Annotated in this window: 14 protein-coding genes; all 14 read right to left on the bottom strand. The window is 56.6% G+C overall.

What is annotated here, in order from left to right:
* Positions 1-10: 10 nt before the first annotated feature.
* Positions 11-1168, bottom strand: a complete 1158-nt coding sequence (gene dnaJ / locus IPM61_13220) for a molecular chaperone DnaJ (protein ID MBK8912278.1) — start codon at positions 1166-1168, stop codon at positions 11-13.
* Positions 1169-1240: 72 nt separating this feature from the next.
* Complete coding sequence (locus IPM61_13215) at positions 1241-1771, bottom strand: nucleotide exchange factor GrpE (GenBank protein MBK8912277.1); 531 nt, start codon at positions 1769-1771, stop codon at positions 1241-1243.
* Between the two features lie 59 nt (positions 1772-1830).
* On the bottom strand, positions 1831-2904 hold the full coding sequence (gene hrcA, locus IPM61_13210) for a heat-inducible transcription repressor HrcA (protein ID MBK8912276.1): 1074 nt from the start codon (positions 2902-2904) through the stop codon (positions 1831-1833).
* A gap of 370 nt (positions 2905-3274) precedes the next feature.
* Complete coding sequence (locus IPM61_13205; GenBank protein ID MBK8912275.1) at positions 3275-4705, bottom strand: NADH-quinone oxidoreductase subunit N; 1431 nt, start codon at positions 4703-4705, stop codon at positions 3275-3277.
* Positions 4702-5979 carry a sodium:proton antiporter gene (locus IPM61_13200; protein ID MBK8912274.1) on the bottom strand — a complete coding sequence of 426 codons (1278 nt, stop codon included), beginning with the start codon at positions 5977-5979 and terminating at the stop codon, positions 4702-4704. The genes IPM61_13205 and IPM61_13200 overlap by 4 nt, the downstream gene beginning before the upstream one ends.
* A gap of 12 nt (positions 5980-5991) precedes the next feature.
* Complete coding sequence (locus IPM61_13195; GenBank protein MBK8912273.1) at positions 5992-7698, bottom strand: NADH-quinone oxidoreductase subunit M; 1707 nt, start codon at positions 7696-7698, stop codon at positions 5992-5994.
* Between the two features lie 21 nt (positions 7699-7719).
* Entirely contained in the window at positions 7720-9672 is a 1953-nt protein-coding gene (gene nuoL, locus IPM61_13190; protein ID MBK8912272.1) for an NADH-quinone oxidoreductase subunit L, read from the bottom strand.
* 78 nt (positions 9673-9750) lie between these two features.
* Positions 9751-10347, bottom strand: coding sequence for a Uma2 family endonuclease (locus IPM61_13185; protein ID MBK8912271.1), 597 nt, complete (start codon positions 10345-10347; stop codon positions 9751-9753).
* The gene (locus IPM61_13180; protein ID MBK8912270.1) at positions 10348-10869 is read right to left on the bottom strand and encodes a Uma2 family endonuclease; all 522 of its coding nucleotides are present in this window, start codon (positions 10867-10869) and stop codon (positions 10348-10350) included.
* A 73-nt stretch (positions 10870-10942) separates the two neighbouring features.
* Complete coding sequence (locus tag IPM61_13175) at positions 10943-11539, bottom strand: Uma2 family endonuclease (protein ID MBK8912269.1); 597 nt, start codon at positions 11537-11539, stop codon at positions 10943-10945.
* Positions 11540-11562: 23 nt separating this feature from the next.
* A complete protein-coding gene (locus IPM61_13170; protein ID MBK8912268.1) occupies positions 11563-12465 on the bottom strand; it encodes a class II glutamine amidotransferase in 903 nt (300 codons plus the stop codon).
* 111 nt (positions 12466-12576) lie between these two features.
* On the bottom strand, positions 12577-13251 hold the full coding sequence (gene lipB, locus IPM61_13165) for a lipoyl(octanoyl) transferase LipB (protein MBK8912267.1): 675 nt from the start codon (positions 13249-13251) through the stop codon (positions 12577-12579).
* A gap of 69 nt (positions 13252-13320) precedes the next feature.
* On the bottom strand, positions 13321-14724 hold the full coding sequence (gene lpdA / locus IPM61_13160; GenBank protein MBK8912266.1) for a dihydrolipoyl dehydrogenase: 1404 nt from the start codon (positions 14722-14724) through the stop codon (positions 13321-13323).
* 270 nt (positions 14725-14994) lie between these two features.
* On the bottom strand, positions 14995-15654 hold the full coding sequence (locus IPM61_13155; protein MBK8912265.1) for a tetratricopeptide repeat protein: 660 nt from the start codon (positions 15652-15654) through the stop codon (positions 14995-14997).
* Between the last annotated feature and the right edge of the window lie 142 nt (positions 15655-15796).

Genomic DNA, 15796 nt, shown 5'->3' with positions numbered 1-15796 from the left:
TAGCATGGTTTTAGGTAAAAACTTCCTTCACTTTCTCGAAGAATCCCCCCTTCTCTTTCTTCCCTTTCTTGTCGGCTGGCGGCATCACGTTTGGTTCGTTGGCCAGCTTTTTCAGCAGCGTCCGTTCTTCCTCCGAAAGGCGTGTTGGGACGTGGATAGTTACCCGAACAATTTGGTCCCCGGGGCGGCTGTTCTCAAGGTCGGGGATTCCTTTCTCCCGCATCCGCAGCATGGTCCCGGGCTGCGTTCCTGGGTCAATCGTCACGTAGGCGGCCCCGGTCAGGGTTGGGACCTCCACTTCGGCACCCAGCGCTGCTTGCGGGTAGCTGACGGTAAGGTCAAACAGCACGTCGTTGCCGTGGCGCGTGAACTTTTTGTGGGGTTTTTCCTCGATCAGCACAATCAGGTCCCCGGCGGGGCCGCCACGCCGCCCTGCGTTTCCGCTTCCACGAAGCGGGATGTAGTTGCCATCGCTAACGCCAGCGGGGATGTCCAGCACCTCCGTTGTTTCCCCTTGGACGCGGCCATCCCCTTTGCAAGCCTTGCATGGGTCCCGCACTACCTTCCCCTCCCCTTCGCAATTGGCGCACACCTGGACGTTGATAAACTGCCCGAACATCGAGCGGCTGACCTGGCGGATTTCGCCGGTCCCGCCGCACTGGGTGCAATCAATAAAGCCGGAGCTTGAGGTGGTCCCTTTGCCGGAACAATCGCTGCAGGTCACCATTTTTTTTACGGCGATCTTTTTCTCAACCCCGGTGGCCACTTCCTCCAGCGTCAGCGGCAGGCGGATTTTCAGGTCGCTTCCTGGTTGGCCCGCGCCCGGGCGGCGTTGCTGGCGTTGGCGGCCCATCATGTCGCCAAACAGGTCGCCGAAGATTGAGCTTCCGAACGCCGAAAAAATGTCGTTGGCATTGCTGAAGCCGTGGAAGTCCTGCCCGGCCTTCATTCCCTGGTGCCCAAAGCGGTCGTAGCGGGCGCGCTTGTCAGTGTTGGAAAGCACCTCGTAGGCTTCGGCGGCTTCCTTAAATCGTTCCTCCGCTTCCTGGTTATCGGGGTTGCGGTCGGGGTGATATTGCATGGCCAGCTTCCGGTATGCCGACTTGATGTCGGATTCCGAAGCGGATTTGCTCACCCCAAGGATTTCGTAATAATCTCGTTTACTCATGCTGTTGAATTGTTGCCAAACTCTCGGTCGTGTGAAGTACGTGGCGGCCTGGATTGCTGGATTAGCTCTGGATTAGCTTCCGGCGGAGACAATGACTTTGGCGTGGCGAAGGACGCGGTCGCCGTAGGTGTAGCCGGTCTCGATCTCGCCAACGATGGTGTCCTCGGGGGCTTCGCTTGGTTGGCGAAGCAAGGCTTCGTGCTGGGAAAGATCGAAGGGGATGCCCACAACGTTCATCGGCTTCACCCCTTGCGATTCCAGCACCCGCATCACCTTATCGCGCACCATCATCACCCCCTGGTAGAAGGAGTCGAAATCTTTGTTTTGCGCGCCAGCTTCCACCGACCGGTTGATGTCGTCCACCACCGGAAGCAGCTCGCGCAGCAAGCGTTCGTTGGCGTATTGGATGATATTCTGCGACTCCTGCTGGCTGCGGCGGCGGACGTTGTCAACCTCGGCAACCGAGCGGAGGACCTTCTCGCGCAGGGCTTGGTTTTCCTGCTGCAACTGGGCAATCTGCTCGAACACTTCTACGGCGGCTTCCCCCCCCTCAAAGGTTTCTTCGCGTTCTTGTTCGTTCATCGGTGATTCTTCGTTCTGCATGGTTGTTGTTCGTCGTCGAAATGGGTTTTTCACTGGGCAATGCTCCGGGCAGTGATCTGTCAGCGGTCGTATGTTGGGCCGGAGATAATCCGGGCAACGTATTCCACCACGGTAATCATGCGTGAGTAGTTCATCCGGCGCGGGCCAATCAATCCGATTGTCCCTGACGAATTTCCGTTCTGGTATCGTGTGGTTATCAGGCTGTATTCTTTCAGCCGCTCGTCGCTGTGTTCCGATCCTATCGTCACCTCAACGCGGTTTTCCTCGCCGGGATGTTCTTCTAACAGGTGGATAATCATCTCCTCATTTTCAATCAGCTCCACAACGCCGCGAAGCTGTTCGGGTGAGGAAAATTCGGGGTGGCGAAGGATGTTCTGCGCCGGAGAAATTGCCACGCGCCCAACGTCGCTTCCTGGCGAAAAGATTCGTTCGTTACTGGCAATCACCGCTTGGACGATTCGGGTGGCGTCGCCAACGGCAACATCGCGAAGGCGGTCGTGGCAGCTTGCGCGGATTTCCACAAGGGTAAGGCCGGTAAGCCGCTGGTTCAGGACCTCCACCACCGGAAGCAATCGCTCGCGTCCAATCTCCTGATGAATTTCCAGAGTGATGGTCCGGACCAACCCGGAATCAAGCGAAAGCACCACCAGCAGGCGCGCTGTGGAAAGCTGCACAAGCTCGATCCGCTCCAGACGGCTCCCCAAAATTTCCGGTGCGGTGACGATTCCAAGCTGCTGGGTGATGTCGCCGATGATGCGGCTGATGTCGCGCATCATCACCGAGGTTGGGGCGGTTACGTCAAGCTGGCGGCGGATGCTGGTGCGTTCGGATTGGGTTAATGGTTCGGCCTTCACGAATCCATCAACGTACAGCCGATACCCCAAGTCGGTTGGGACCCTTCCGGCCGAGGTGTGCGGGTGGGTGATATACCCTTTCTCCTCCAAGTCCGCCATCACATTGCGGATGGTGGCCGCGCTGATGGATTCCTCCTCCAATCGCTTGGAAAGATAGCGCGAACCGACCGGGGTTGCCGTCAGGATGTAATGCTGCACAATGTAGCGAAGCACCAACGCTTCCCGCTCCGATAGCGTGTCGGCACGAAGATGCTCACTATGTGTGGTTACTGCTCCCATGCGGCGTAAAGACGAAGTGGTTGTGCGGCTGATTGCCGGAAATATCTCCGAATACCTTCTCCATGAAAACGGTGCATTGCTGGTAGCCGAAGGTCTTTAGCCTTCGGCGAATCTCTACTGGGCAGGCTAAAGACCTGCCGCTACCCTTCGGTTACTCTCTCTCCTCGGCGGCTGATTGCCGGAAATATCCCCGAATACTTTCTCCATGAAAAAGGAACCAGAAGACAGCACGGCCTTTGGCAGGCAGTGCTGGGTTCTGGCTCCATTAGCTGCTCCAGAAAGGGTTCTGGAGATTGAGGTCATAGCCCCTGCTGCTCCAGAAAGGATCCCTGTTAGCTGCTCCAGAAACGATTCTGGAGATTGGATTCATTTACCGCGCCACCATGTTGATAATCACCTGTGGGATCAATCCCACCACCAGCGTGCCGATGATGGAAAGGGCCAGCGCGGTGCGGGTGGAAAGATTGGTATCGCCCCCCTCGATCTCCCCCAACGGCTCGCGGAAGTACATGGTGACAACCAAGCCCAAGTAAAACCAAACGGAGATCACCGACGAGACAACGCCCACAATGGCCAGCCACGTCATGTCGGCCTGAATTGCGGCGCTGAACAGGTAGTACTTGCCAAAGAACCCGGCAAACGGAGGAATGCCCGTTAGCGAGAACATGAACAACGACATCACCAACGCAAGTTTTGGGCAGCGGCGGCCCAGGCCTCGGTAATCGTCAAGGGTTAGGTTGCCGCCGTTTTCGCGTTCCAGAACGCCAACCACGGCAAACGCGCCAATCTGCATGAACAGGTAGGCCACAAGGTAGTAGGTGATGCCGGTCCATCCGGCAGGGTTCCCCGCAGCAAGGCCAATCATCAGGTATCCGGCATGGGCAACCGATGAGTAGGCCAGCATCCGTTTCACATTGGTTTGCGCCAGCGCGGTGATGTTTCCAACAAGCATGGATCCAACGGCAAGGAACGCCAAAATCACTTTTGCTTTCTCCAGCCCCGGGGCCATGCTTGCCATTGTTGGGGCGATAAACCCAACAAACCCGCTAAAGGCCGCGGCCTTCCCTGCGGTGCTCATAAACCCTGTCACCACCGTCGGCGCGCCGTGGTAAACGTCGGGCGCCCACTGGTGGAACGGGAAGGCGGCAACCTTGAAGCCAAGCCCAATAATCATCATCCCGATTCCAATCCAGAAAAGGGTTGGGAACTGGGTGGATATGGCTTTTGCGGCAATCGCCGAGTAGGCGGTGCTGCCAACCGAGCCATACACCAGGGCAATGCCGTACAGAAGGAACCCGCTGGCAAACGCGCCAAGCAGGAAGTACTTCAGTGCGGCCTCGTTGCTGGAAAGTTTGTTCCGCACCAATCCGGCCATCACGTAGAAGCAGATGGACATCACCTCAAGCCCAACAAACATCGGCATGGAGTCGGCGGAGTGGCCCATCAGCATCATCCCGGCAATGGACATCATCAGCAGGGTGTAGAACTCGTCGTACATCCCGCCAATCCGCGTCAGGTATTCCCGTGCAAGCAGCACGGTCATAATCCCCGCCCCGCAGAAGATGATGTCGTACAACGTGGACATCCCGCCAGCCACGATCATCCCGCTGAAAGCGGTCTGGCCCGGCATGGTGATATGGGCATACACGCTGGCGGCAAGCCCGCCAAGCAATCCCACAATGGAAAGCGTTTGGCACAGCCGTGTGCTCCGTTCAACAAGGGCATCGGCAAGCATGATCACCAGCGCGAAAAGGCTGATGATCTCAATCGGTAGTGCGGCAAGAAAGTCTGTTTGCGTCATAGGAAAAAGAGTATCCAGACGATTAGGAGTATCGGAAGCAGTATCGGCAAGCTAAACTTGACGATGTACCCAAAGAACCCGGGCATGGTAACGCCGGAATGCTGGGCAATGGATTTCACCATGAAGTTCGGCCCGTTGCCGATGTAGGTCATGGCCCCAAAGAAGACCGCCGCCACGGAGATCGCGACGACTTGCAATTCGTGGGTCCCCAAGAATGCCAGAACATCGGCACGGCTGCCAATCTGCATCCCGGCGGATCCCATCGAAGCTGCCAAAAATGTCAAGTACGTTGGCGCGTTGTCCAGCACCGCGCTCAGCATCCCGGTTGCCCAATAGAGCGTTGAGGGGGAATCGGCACCGATTGCGCGGGCGTTGGCCGAAAGCCAATCCAACGCTGGCATCATCGTTAGGAAAATGCCGATGAACAGATACCCAACCTCCTGCACCGGCTCGAACGTAAACTTGTTGCTGGCGTAAATCTCCCGCTTTGTTGTGAAGTAGCAGACCGCCGCCGCCGCAAGCATCACCCCCTCGCGAAGGAACGGGGGATTTTGGATAAACACCGCCCCAATCACCACCCCAAGCCACAGCAAGTTATGCCCCCCGGTGATGATCGTTTTCTCCCCCTCGGCAACCACCTGATGCTGCAACCGTTCCGGCATCCGGTGGAAGTTGCGCCAATCAATCCAGTAAAAGATTCCCAGCAGAAGAACAACCGCCACCAGCCACGGAAGCACCGAATGCTCGGTAATCCAGAAGAACGGAATGCCCCGCAAGTAGCCCAAAAAAAGCGGAGGGTCCCCGATCGGGGTCAGCGCGCCACCAGCGTTCGAGACGATCAGGATGAAAAAGACTACGTGATAGGCCGAGACCCGATACCGGTTGTTCCGCAAGTACGGGCGGATCAGAAGCATCGAGGCACCGGTTGTTCCCACCAAGTTGGCAATCACCGCGCCGGCAACAAGGAACGCCAAATTTTCGTTCGGGGTGGAACGCCCTTTAATCGTGATATGGATTCCCCCAGCAACCGTAAACAGGCCCACCATAATCGCGAAGAAGCCCAGATACTCATGCAAGGTTTCCCACACACGGTGTTCGGCGTGCAGCCCAAACAGATACCACCCCGCAACGCCGGACCCCAGCCCAATCGCCACCCATTTGTAGTTTTTGTGCCACCAATCCCCCGCGATAAACGGCATGGTGGCAATCGCCGCCAGCAGCAGCGCAAACGGCAGAATCAGCCACGGGCTAACAGCAATGATCGAATGCTCCAATGCGTGCTGCCGTTACTTCTTTGGTGGGGGAAGCTGGACCGGACCACCATCGGCGGGAACCTTCACCCGGATTGGCTCGTTGGTGGAGTTCGGAACCGGCATCGGAACAGGCGCGCCGGCAGGGGGTGTCGGTGCAAGTTTCACATTCTCCATCCCTTTCACCGGAACCGGTTTTGGCGGCGCGTTTGGATTCAGCCGGGCGGCGGCAACATCGGCGTAGCGGCTCTCCCCTTTCAATCCTTCAATCACCCCAACCACTGCGCGGCTGCTGGTTTCGGTAACGCTCAGGAATGTATTTGGCTGGAAGCCGATCCACAGACAAAGGATAACGATGGGAACGAACATCCCAACCTCGCGCCCCGTCAGGTCCTTCAGCGAAGCGTTCTCCGATTTTGTCAGCGGGCCGAAGAACATTTTCTGGAACAAGATCAGCAGATAGACCGCCGCAAGGATCACCCCAGAAGCCGCAACCACAGCGTAGAGTTTGGAGCCGAGGTGGTCCGACAGGTACGCGCCGATCAGCGTCAGATATTCCCCAACGAACCCGTTCAGCCCTGGCAACCCAACCGAGGCCAGCACGGCGATAAAGAAGAACGTGGCATAGACCGGCATGGACTTCGACAGGCCACCGAACTCCGACATTTCGCGGGTGTGGCGGCGTTCGTAAATCACGCCGATCAGCAAGAAGAGCATCCCGGTGGAAAGCCCGTGGTTGACCATTTGCAGCACCGCGCCTTGCACCCCTTCGGCGGTCATCGAGAAGATGCCCAGCGTCACGAAGCCCATGTGGGCAACCGATGAGTAGGCCACCAGCTTCTTGATGTCCGTCTGGACCATTGCCACCAACGCGCCGTAGATGATGCCAATCACCGAAAGAATGGCGATCAGGTCCGCATAGTGGAGCGAGGCTTGCGGGAAGAGTTGCAGGTTAAAACGGATCAACCCGTAGGTCCCCATTTTCAGCATCACCCCGGCAAGGATCACCGAGCCAGCGGTGGGCGCTTGGGTGTGTGCGTCGGGAAGCCATGTATGAAGCGGGAAAAGGGGAACTTTAATGCAGAAGCTGAGGGCAAACGCCAGGAAGAGCCATTGCTGCGCATCGAGCGGGATGGACGGGGCAATCGTCATCAGCTTTTGCATGTCGCCGGTGAAGCCACCGTTTTGGCCATACTGCCCCAGGTAGATAATCGCCACCAGCATCAGCAGCGAGCCAGCCATGGTGTAGATGAAGAACTTCATCGCCGCGTAGATCCGGTCCTTCCCCCCCCAGATGCCGATCAAGAAGTACATCGGGATAAGGACCACTTCCCAGAAAATGTAGAAGAGGAACGTATCCAACGAGACGAACACCCCAAGCAGCCCGAACTCTAGCAACAGCAGCATGATGTAGTACATCTTCTCGCGGTCGCGGATGCTGTCGTAGCTGGCAACAATGGAGATGGGGAAGATGAACGTGGTCAGCACCACCATCAGCAGCGACATCCCATCAACACCAAGCCGGAAGCCGATGTCCAGCGATGGAATCCACATCCAGTTGGTGGTGAATTGGAAGCCGGGATTGCTTTTATCGAAGCTGAACCAGAGCGCAAGCGAAGCAGCAAACGCAACAACAGAACCAACGGTTGTGATGGTTTTATGAAGCGACTTATTGCCGGAAGGAACCGCGCACAGCAGCAGCGCAAAGACCAACGGAACCAGAAGCGTCAGAAGAAGAATCATGGTGTGTGTGTGTACGGTTGATTAGCCCAGGATCAGATAGCCAACGATGATAAGAATGCCAAGCACAAACAGCGTCACGTAGTTGGTGACAACCCCGGTTTGAATTTGGCGAAGCCCGCGCCCGGCGGCCCCGGCTCCGTTGGCAAGGGTGTGCAAGATTCCATCAATGATCTTTTTATCGAAGATGCGATGCAGGAACGACTGGCTTGTCACCCAGATAAATTTCACGATGCCGACTTCGTAGATCTCGTCCACATACCACTTATTCCACAGCAGTTTGTGGACCGCAGGGAAGCGCGCGGCCACCTTGTCGGCAGTGCCAGGCTTCTGGATATAAACCCGCCGCGCCGTTAAGATTCCGGCAATGCCAATGCAGAGCGAAACCACCATCAGAACAAGCTCGGTGGTATGCGAGGCGTGATGTTGCGAGAAGAACTTGTAGGCCGGGGCGAACACCGGTTCAAGCCAGCTATGAAGCAGGTGGACGTGCTCCCCAAAGATTGCGGGAAGCCCCAAGAATCCGCCAACAACCGAGAGCACAGCCAGTATCCAAAGCGGAACCGTCATGCTGGCGGGCGACTCGTGCGGGTGGACGTGGTGATGGTCGAACCGCTCCTCCCCATCAAACGTGAGATGGACCGAGCGGAACATGTAGAAGGCGGTGCAGAAGGCCGCAACCGCGCCAACAACCCACAGCACAGGGCTGCCATCGTTGAAGGCGTGGTACAAGATTTCATCTTTGGAGAAGAAACCGCTGAGCGGGAAGATACCGGCAATGGCAATCGCGCCAATCAGGTACGTTTTGTAGGTGTGCGGCATATATTTTTTCAAGCCGCCCATCTTCTGCATGTCCTGTTCCTCGTGCATTCCGTGGATCACGGAGCCGGAGCCCAAGAAGAGAAGGGCTTTGAAAAACGCGTGGGTGACAACGTGGAAAACCGCCGCAGTGAAGGCCCCAACCCCCAACGCCACAAACATGAACCCAAGCTGGCTAACGGTGGAGTAGGCCAGCACTTTCTTGATGTCGTTTTGGGCAATGCCGACGGTGGCGGCAATCAGCGCGGTGGTGGCGGCAACGCCGGTGACAACCGCCATTGCCGTTGGCGAAAGGGTGAACAGCGTGGCGTTCCGGCTAATCAGGAAGATGCCAGCGGTCACCATTGTTGCCGCGTGGATCAATGCCGAAACCGGGGTTGGGCCGGCCATTGCATCAGGCAACCAAACTCCCAACGGAATCTGAGCCGACTTCCCGCACGCGCCAACGAACAAGCAAAGCGCGGCCACCGTCAGAAGGTCGCTTCCCCCCGGGAAAAACGCGCCGGAGGAGAGGACTTCGGTGAGCTGATGATAGTTCAGCGTGCCGAACTGGCTAAACAGGATGAACATCCCAATCAGCATTCCCAAGTCGCCGATGCGGTTCACCACAAAGGCTTTTTTTGCGGCATCGCCGGTCCAGGTGATTCCAACACCTTCGAACTTGCGGTCGTACCAGAAGCCGATCAGGAGGAAGGAGCAAAGCCCCACCCCTTCCCAGCCGAGGAAGGTCAGCAGAAGGTTATCGGCCAGCACCAGATTCAACATCATAAAGATGAAGAGATTCAGGTAGGCGAAGAACCGGCTGAACCCGGGGTCGCCATGCATGTACCCCATCGAATAGATGTGGATAAGCGTCCCAACCCCGGTAATAACCAGAAGGAAGATGACCGAAAGGGGATCAACCAAGTAGCTGAAGCCAACCGAGAACTGCCCGGCGGTGATCCAATCGGCAAGGTTGACCCCGACGCTGCGGGCATCGGGCGCCATGCCTAACAATTCCAAGAAAATGGCCACCGAAAGGATGAAGCCAATGCCGACGGTGCTGGCCCCAATCAACCCGCTAAGGCGTTCGGAGTTGATTTTCTTGCCGAAGATGCCGTTGATGGCAAACCCCGCAAGTGGAAGCAGCAAGATGAACGGTAGAAATGTTGAAACCATGCTGATTGAGAATGGCCGTTTGATGGAAGAACGTTAGCGAACGCCCCCCTGAAAGAACAAATTCCCTGATCCCCCCCGCTACCCGGCAAGGGGAAGGGACTCCACGTTGGGAACATCCCGGTAGATTTCTGCAAGCGGAACCGTGGCGTTGCAGCTGGCAATCGTTAATACGTCCTGAAGTTGCCAGTATGAACGCATCGTCCACGTTTCGGCATCGTCGTTGCGCACGTAGCTTATGACGGAGACACGATCTTGAGCAACCAAGATGTACTCCTTCAACGAACGAAGCTGTTGGTAAAGATCAAATTTCTTCCCCCGGCCGTAGGCCTCGGTTGAGGGTGAGAGTATCTCGATAATGACAACCGGGTTCAGCAAGTTATCCTTCTGCTCCTCAGCAAATTGCGGCTGGCCAGACACGATGGAGAGATCGGGATAGGTATAAAGCCCCACGCTATCCACCTGAACCCGAAGGTCGCTGTTATACACCCGGCAAGGCTTCGATCGTAAGGCCTCTCGTATCTCCCCCCCAAGGTTCATTGCAATAAGCGAATGAGCCTCTGATCCCCCGGCCATAGCGAACATCTCCCCCTGGTAATACTCACTCTTCCATTGGGCTGCTCGCTCAATCGCCAAGTACTCCTCTTCGGTTAGATATTTCCGTGGAAGAGCGTCCATCTATCCCCCCTCCTGCTCGTTTGGATTGGCAAACTCCACATTCTGGTACAACGCGCTCATCGGAATGGATACCCCGCAACTCTGCAACGTCAGCACCGACTCCAACCCTTGCGTCATCAGCACAAACCAGCGGTCCTCGTCATCGCGGATGAACTGGTCCACAAACGGACGGTCCTGGGCAATCAGGATGTACTCCTGCAGGCTTGGCAGCTGGCGATACATCTGGAATTTCTTCCCACGGTCGTAGGATTCCGTGGAGGGGGAAAGAATTTCAAAGATCACCACCGGGTTCAGCAGCGTGTCGAACGCTCCATCTTGGAACTCCGGATTCCCGCAGACGATGGCGATGTCGGGATAGGTATATAATCCCGAACGCTCCACGTGGACCCGCATATCGCTCACATATCCTTCGCAGCCTTTTCCCTTTAATCCGCCATGAAGCTCGCCAGCAGCATTGAACGCAATGCGGGCATGATTGCGGCTTGTCCCAGCCATGGCGAACATCTCCCCGGTAATACTCACTCTTCCATTGGGCTGCTCGCTCTATCGCCAAGTACTCCTCTTCGGTTAGATATTTCCGTGGAAGAGCGTCCATCTATCCCCCCTCCTGCTCGTTTGAATTGGCAAACTCCACATTCTCGTACAACGCGCTCATCGGAATGGAGACCCCACAACTCTGCAACGTCAGCACCGACTCCAACCCTTGCGTCATCAGCACAAACCAGCGGTCCTCGTCATCGCGGATGAACTGGTCCACAAACGGACGGTCCTGGGCAATCAGAATGTACTCCCGCAGGCTTGGCAGCTGGCGATACATTCGGAACTTCTCCCCACGGTCGTAGGATTCCGTGGAGGGTGATAACACCTCAACAATCACCACGGGATTGGTCAAAGTATCTTTCACTCCGTCGGCGAACTCTTGCTGGCCACACACAATCGAGAGGTCAGGATAGGTGTAGAGACCAGCTTCACTTACTTGAATCCGCAGGTCGCTGGAGTTCAGCAAACAATTGGTTCCCTTCAGGCGATTGAACAACTCACCAGTAAGGTTCACAATCAGCCGGTTGTGCGCATTCGATCCCCCAGCCATGGCGAACATTTCCCCCTGGTAATACTCACTCTTCCATTGGGCTGCTCGCTCAATCGCCAAGTACTCCTGTTGGGTTAGATATTTCCGTGGGAGCGCGTCCATGCTGTGGGTCCGCTGCGCTGATGTTACTCGTTATAAACAAACGCGGCTTTTTCGAACGGCAGTTCGATGTCCTCAAAACGGATGGAGAGGTCCTCATCCACGATAATCATGCTGTTGCGGCCAACCTTCACGAAGTCCGATTTATGCGTTGTGAACGGCTCGCTGGCAAGGATGATCGTCTCGCTACGCCCTTCGTCAGGGATCATGTAGCAGCGGTCGTTGGTGGCCACGTACTCCTTCCCAAACATATAATAGAGCGATGCCGGCTGCACCCGTGGATTGGTGGTGTAGCGTGTGGCAATAATCGCCTTGCCGTTGGAGACACACAGGTTCAGGTAGGAATGCTCACGGATGTCGTGTTCGTAGAGCAACGTGTTGAAGTCATCGAACATCCCAAACATTGCGTCCACCATCTGCTGGGTTGTGACATCCCCCAGCGGGTTTTCCAAGCGATTCAAGAACATACCGAACAGATGCTCGGAATCGGTGGAGCCGTGGACGGCATCGTAGGCTTCGGTTTTCAGTTCGCGGAGCAGTGCGCGGCGGATTTTGCCGAAGCCTTGCACCATTCCGTTGTGCATCCAGGTCAGCTTCCCGTGAACAAACGGGTGGCAGTTCACTTCTTCCACCAGCGACCCCGGGGTCGCGGCGCGGACGTGCGCAAACAGCATGGTGGTTTTCACCTTCTTGCTCAGATACCGCAAGTTGATATCGCTCCAGGCCGGACGCACCGAGCGGAATTGGCACGGCTCGTCGTCAAGGCTGAAATCATACCAGCTGATCCCAACCCCATCGCCATTGATTGGGATTGACATCTCCTGCGCGCCAATTGATTGCCGCTCAATCAGCGAGTGCTGCGGCTTGTAGAGTAGGTCGTGGGCAAGAACTGGTTTGCCGATGTAGGCCACGAAACGGCACATATTCATTCGTTTGAGGGTTCCTTGTGCGGTCGTTATTCTCGGAGAGAGGTGCGCGAATATAAGCAGCCCGGAAGATTGGCCAAGCCTTTGCCAGAACTTGGCCAAGCTGCATCAGTTTCAGGCAGCCATCACTCCATCCCAGTGTGCAGAAAAACGGTTGGCAACTTCAAGCAGCGTGTGGGCTTGCCCGGTTTCGGCAAGCATGGAGGTTACGGGGTGGTCGGCAATGCCGCAGGGGACAATCGCCCCAAAACGCTCAAGGTTGGTGGAAACGTTCAGCGCGAACCCGTGCATCGTAGTCCAGCGGCTTGCGCGCACGCCGATTGCACAGATTTTCCGGTCCCCACACCACACCCCGGTAAGTTTTTCAATCCTTCCCCCAGCGATTCCAAAATCCCCAATGGCTTTGATGATGACCTCCTCCAACCCCCTCATGTACCACCCCAAATCCTCCCGGAAATCCCCCAACCGAACAATCGGATAGCCCACCAGCTGCCCGGGCCCGTGGTAGGTGACATCCCCGCCGCGATCAACATCGAACACCTCGTATCCGCGCTGGCGAAGCTCGTGGCGCGGGGCAAGCAGATTGCGGTCGTCGCGGGCGTTTTTGCCGATGGTGAGCACGTCGGGGTGTTCGCAGAACAGGATTGTGTTCGGGCGTTCCCCTTTCAGCACCGCATCGAATACTTCACGCTGAAGCTGCCATGCCTCCTGGTACCGAATGGTCCCCAACCAGTGCGCCACCGCGGTGCGGGGCTGGGTTAAAGGAGTGGTTTCAGTTGCTGCTGGCATCACATGGTTGGAAAGAAGAACGCTGCCAACAAGGTTGATGTGCCCGGTTGGCAGCGCACGTTTGGCATCTTACATATTCAGGGCCTCGCCGTAGGCATCGGCGGCGGCTTCCATCACGGCTTCGGAGAGCGTTGGGTGGGCATGGATGGTGCGGAACACCGATTCGCCGGTGGCCTCCAGCGACCGCGCAAGCCCAAGCTCGGCAATCATTTCGGTGGCTTCGCTTCCAACGATATGCGCCCCCAGAATCTCCCCATATTTGGCATCAATCACCAGCTTCACGAAGCCATCGGTTTCCCCAATGGCGCGGGCTTTTCCGCTGGCTTTGAAGGGGAACTTGCCAATCTTCAACTCATATCCCGCAGCGCGTGCGGCTTTTTCGGTCATCCCAACCGAGGCCACTTGCGGCTGGCAGTAGGTGCAGCCCGGGATGTTGGAGTAATCCATCCCCGGGGTGTGGTGGCCGGCGATATGCTCGGCAGCAACCACTCCTTCGGCACTGGCAACGTGAGCCAGCCACGGCGCGCCAACCACGTCGCCAATGGCATACACCCCTGGCACGTTGGTCTGCATAAATTTATCAACCTTGATATGGCCCCGCTCCACCGCGATTCCAAGCCCTTCCAGCCCAATTCCTTCAATGTTTCCGGTTACGCCAACGGCGTTCAGGGCAAGGTCGGCATTCAGCGTTTTTTGCTTGCCGTTCTTGTCCTCCACCACCACCTCAACCCCGTCGCCAACGGTTTTGGCGGAGATAACGCGGTGTTCGGTAAGCAGCTCCACCTTCCGTTTTTTGAATGCGCGCGCCACTTCTTTCGATGCATCCTCATCCTCAATCGGCATGATATTCGGCTGCATCTCCACAATCGTGACCTTTGTTCCGAACGCGTTGTAGAAGTAGGCGAACTCCACCCCAATGGCCCCGGCCCCCATGATGACCATGGATGCTGGAAGTTTTTCTTGAATCATCGCCTCGGTGGAGGTGATCACCCGTTTGAAATCAACCTCAATCCCCGGGAAGACGCGCGGGCGTGCGCCGGTGGCAAGGATGATTGCGCGGCAGGAAAGTTGCTGGGTTGGATTGCCATCGGTATCGCGGACCTCCACCTGGCCCTGCGCTTTCACCACCCCCCAGCCGCTGATTACCGTGATGTTGTTTTTCTTCATCAGGAAGCTAACGCCGTTGCTGTTGGCATCGGCAACTTCGCGGCTGCGTTGGATCACCCGTTGGAAATCCACCGAAAGGTTATCGAAGCTGAAACCGAAGTCGGAAGCATGGTTCAGGAAGTGCATGTACTCGGCATTTTTCAGCAACGCTTTGGTGGGGATACACCCCCAGTTCAAGCAGATGCCGCCAAGCCGGTCGCGTTCAACAATGGCGGTTTTCAGACCAAGCTGGGAAGCGCGAATTGCGGCGACGTATCCGCCCGGTCCGCTGCCGATGACGATAACATCAAACTGAGTTTCGGCCATGTGAGTGTGGAAAAATCGTTGTCAGGATTTGGCTGGATTTGCAGCGTGGCAAGCAATCAAACTGGCGCGATTGGAAGATGCGGAGCATCCCCAAAACCAGTATGCTTTCGCTGCCGTGCGTAAGGGGCGCAAAGTTAGCACCGACCTTGTGGCGGTGAAACAATCCTCGTGAAGTGTTACAGAATTGAGAGATGGAGAAAGGAGGGATTGAAAAAATTGAAAGAATGGAGAGAAACTTGGCTTTTTTGGAAAGAGGACGCACCACCGGCCTCATCCTTCCTTCTCCCCTTCCTCAATCAGCTTGGTGATCACGTCATCGAACGATTCGGCAAGGTCCGTGGTGTTCAGGAACAGCAGCCGCTGCGAGGCCAAGCGGATCTGCTGGGCAACGGTGCTTAGCTCCACCACTTCGCGGTAGCAGGCCGCGGCATCGCCCAACCGGCCATCCAACTCCAGCAATGTCCCGCAGATCAGCCGCAGCTCAACCGAAAGTGGCGAAGATTTGGCGCACTCAATCAGCAGCCCATACGAACGCCGCCGTTGCCCGGAGCGATGAAGGGTGAAGGCAAGATTCCGGAGGGCTTCGTTGTTCGTTGGCTCCAGCTTCAACGCTTCCTCGAACTGCTCGCGGCTCTCCTCCTCTTTCCCAATCGAGGCAAGCATCAGCCCAAGTGCGTTGAAGAGGGAGGCCTCACCCCCCAATTCTGAAATTGCCGAGCGCATGGTGGCCAATGCTTGCTCCGACTTCCCCACCCGCAAATAAAGGGAAGCCAGGGCCGGAAGCATACGCGGTTCCGGCTGCTTGCGTTCGATGAACTGCGCAAGGAACCGGCGTGCGTCCCGTATTCTTCCGGCATCAATCAATTCCTCGACGTGTGCAAGAAGCGACAGGAAGCTATCGGTAGAATGCCCGATGCTTGAGTTGGTCACGGAGATGTGTGCGTTGAACTTGGTTAGATACTGAACGAGGAAGCGTCTGAAGGGGAACTGAACCGGGGCGAAGTTCACGAATTTCTGGCAATGCGCAAAGCACAGAGTTCAACGCAGGAAGAATTTTGGTATAATGCGAAGC

Source organism: Chlorobiota bacterium (genome assembly GCA_016710285.1).
Taxonomy (GTDB): Bacteria; Bacteroidota; Ignavibacteria; order OLB7; family OLB7; genus OLB7.
This window is presented reverse-complemented; position numbering and strand designations above follow the sequence as displayed.

Excerpts from the sequence above, each read along its gene's own strand:
- lipB (MBK8912267.1), bottom strand. The coding sequence starts at position 13,251 with ATGCCAGCAGCAACTGAAACCACTCCTTTAACCCAGCCCCGCACCGCG.
- IPM61_13185 (MBK8912271.1), bottom strand. The coding sequence starts at position 10,347 with ATGGACGCTCTTCCACGGAAATATCTAACCGAAGAGGAGTACTTGGCG.
- IPM61_13215 (MBK8912277.1), bottom strand. The coding sequence starts at position 1,771 with ATGCAGAACGAAGAATCACCGATGAACGAACAAGAACGCGAAGAAACC.
- IPM61_13205 (MBK8912275.1), bottom strand. The coding sequence starts at position 4,705 with ATGACGCAAACAGACTTTCTTGCCGCACTACCGATTGAGATCATCAGC.
- IPM61_13195 (MBK8912273.1), bottom strand. The coding sequence starts at position 7,698 with ATGATTCTTCTTCTGACGCTTCTGGTTCCGTTGGTCTTTGCGCTGCTG.
- IPM61_13175 (MBK8912269.1), bottom strand. The coding sequence starts at position 11,539 with ATGGACGCGCTCCCACGGAAATATCTAACCCAACAGGAGTACTTGGCG.
- dnaJ (MBK8912278.1), bottom strand. The coding sequence starts at position 1,168 with ATGAGTAAACGAGATTATTACGAAATCCTTGGGGTGAGCAAATCCGCT.
- lpdA (MBK8912266.1), bottom strand. The coding sequence starts at position 14,724 with ATGGCCGAAACTCAGTTTGATGTTATCGTCATCGGCAGCGGACCGGGC.
- hrcA (MBK8912276.1), bottom strand. The coding sequence starts at position 2,904 with ATGGGAGCAGTAACCACACATAGTGAGCATCTTCGTGCCGACACGCTA.
- IPM61_13170 (MBK8912268.1), bottom strand. The coding sequence starts at position 12,465 with ATGAATATGTGCCGTTTCGTGGCCTACATCGGCAAACCAGTTCTTGCC.
- nuoL (MBK8912272.1), bottom strand. The coding sequence starts at position 9,672 with ATGGTTTCAACATTTCTACCGTTCATCTTGCTGCTTCCACTTGCGGGG.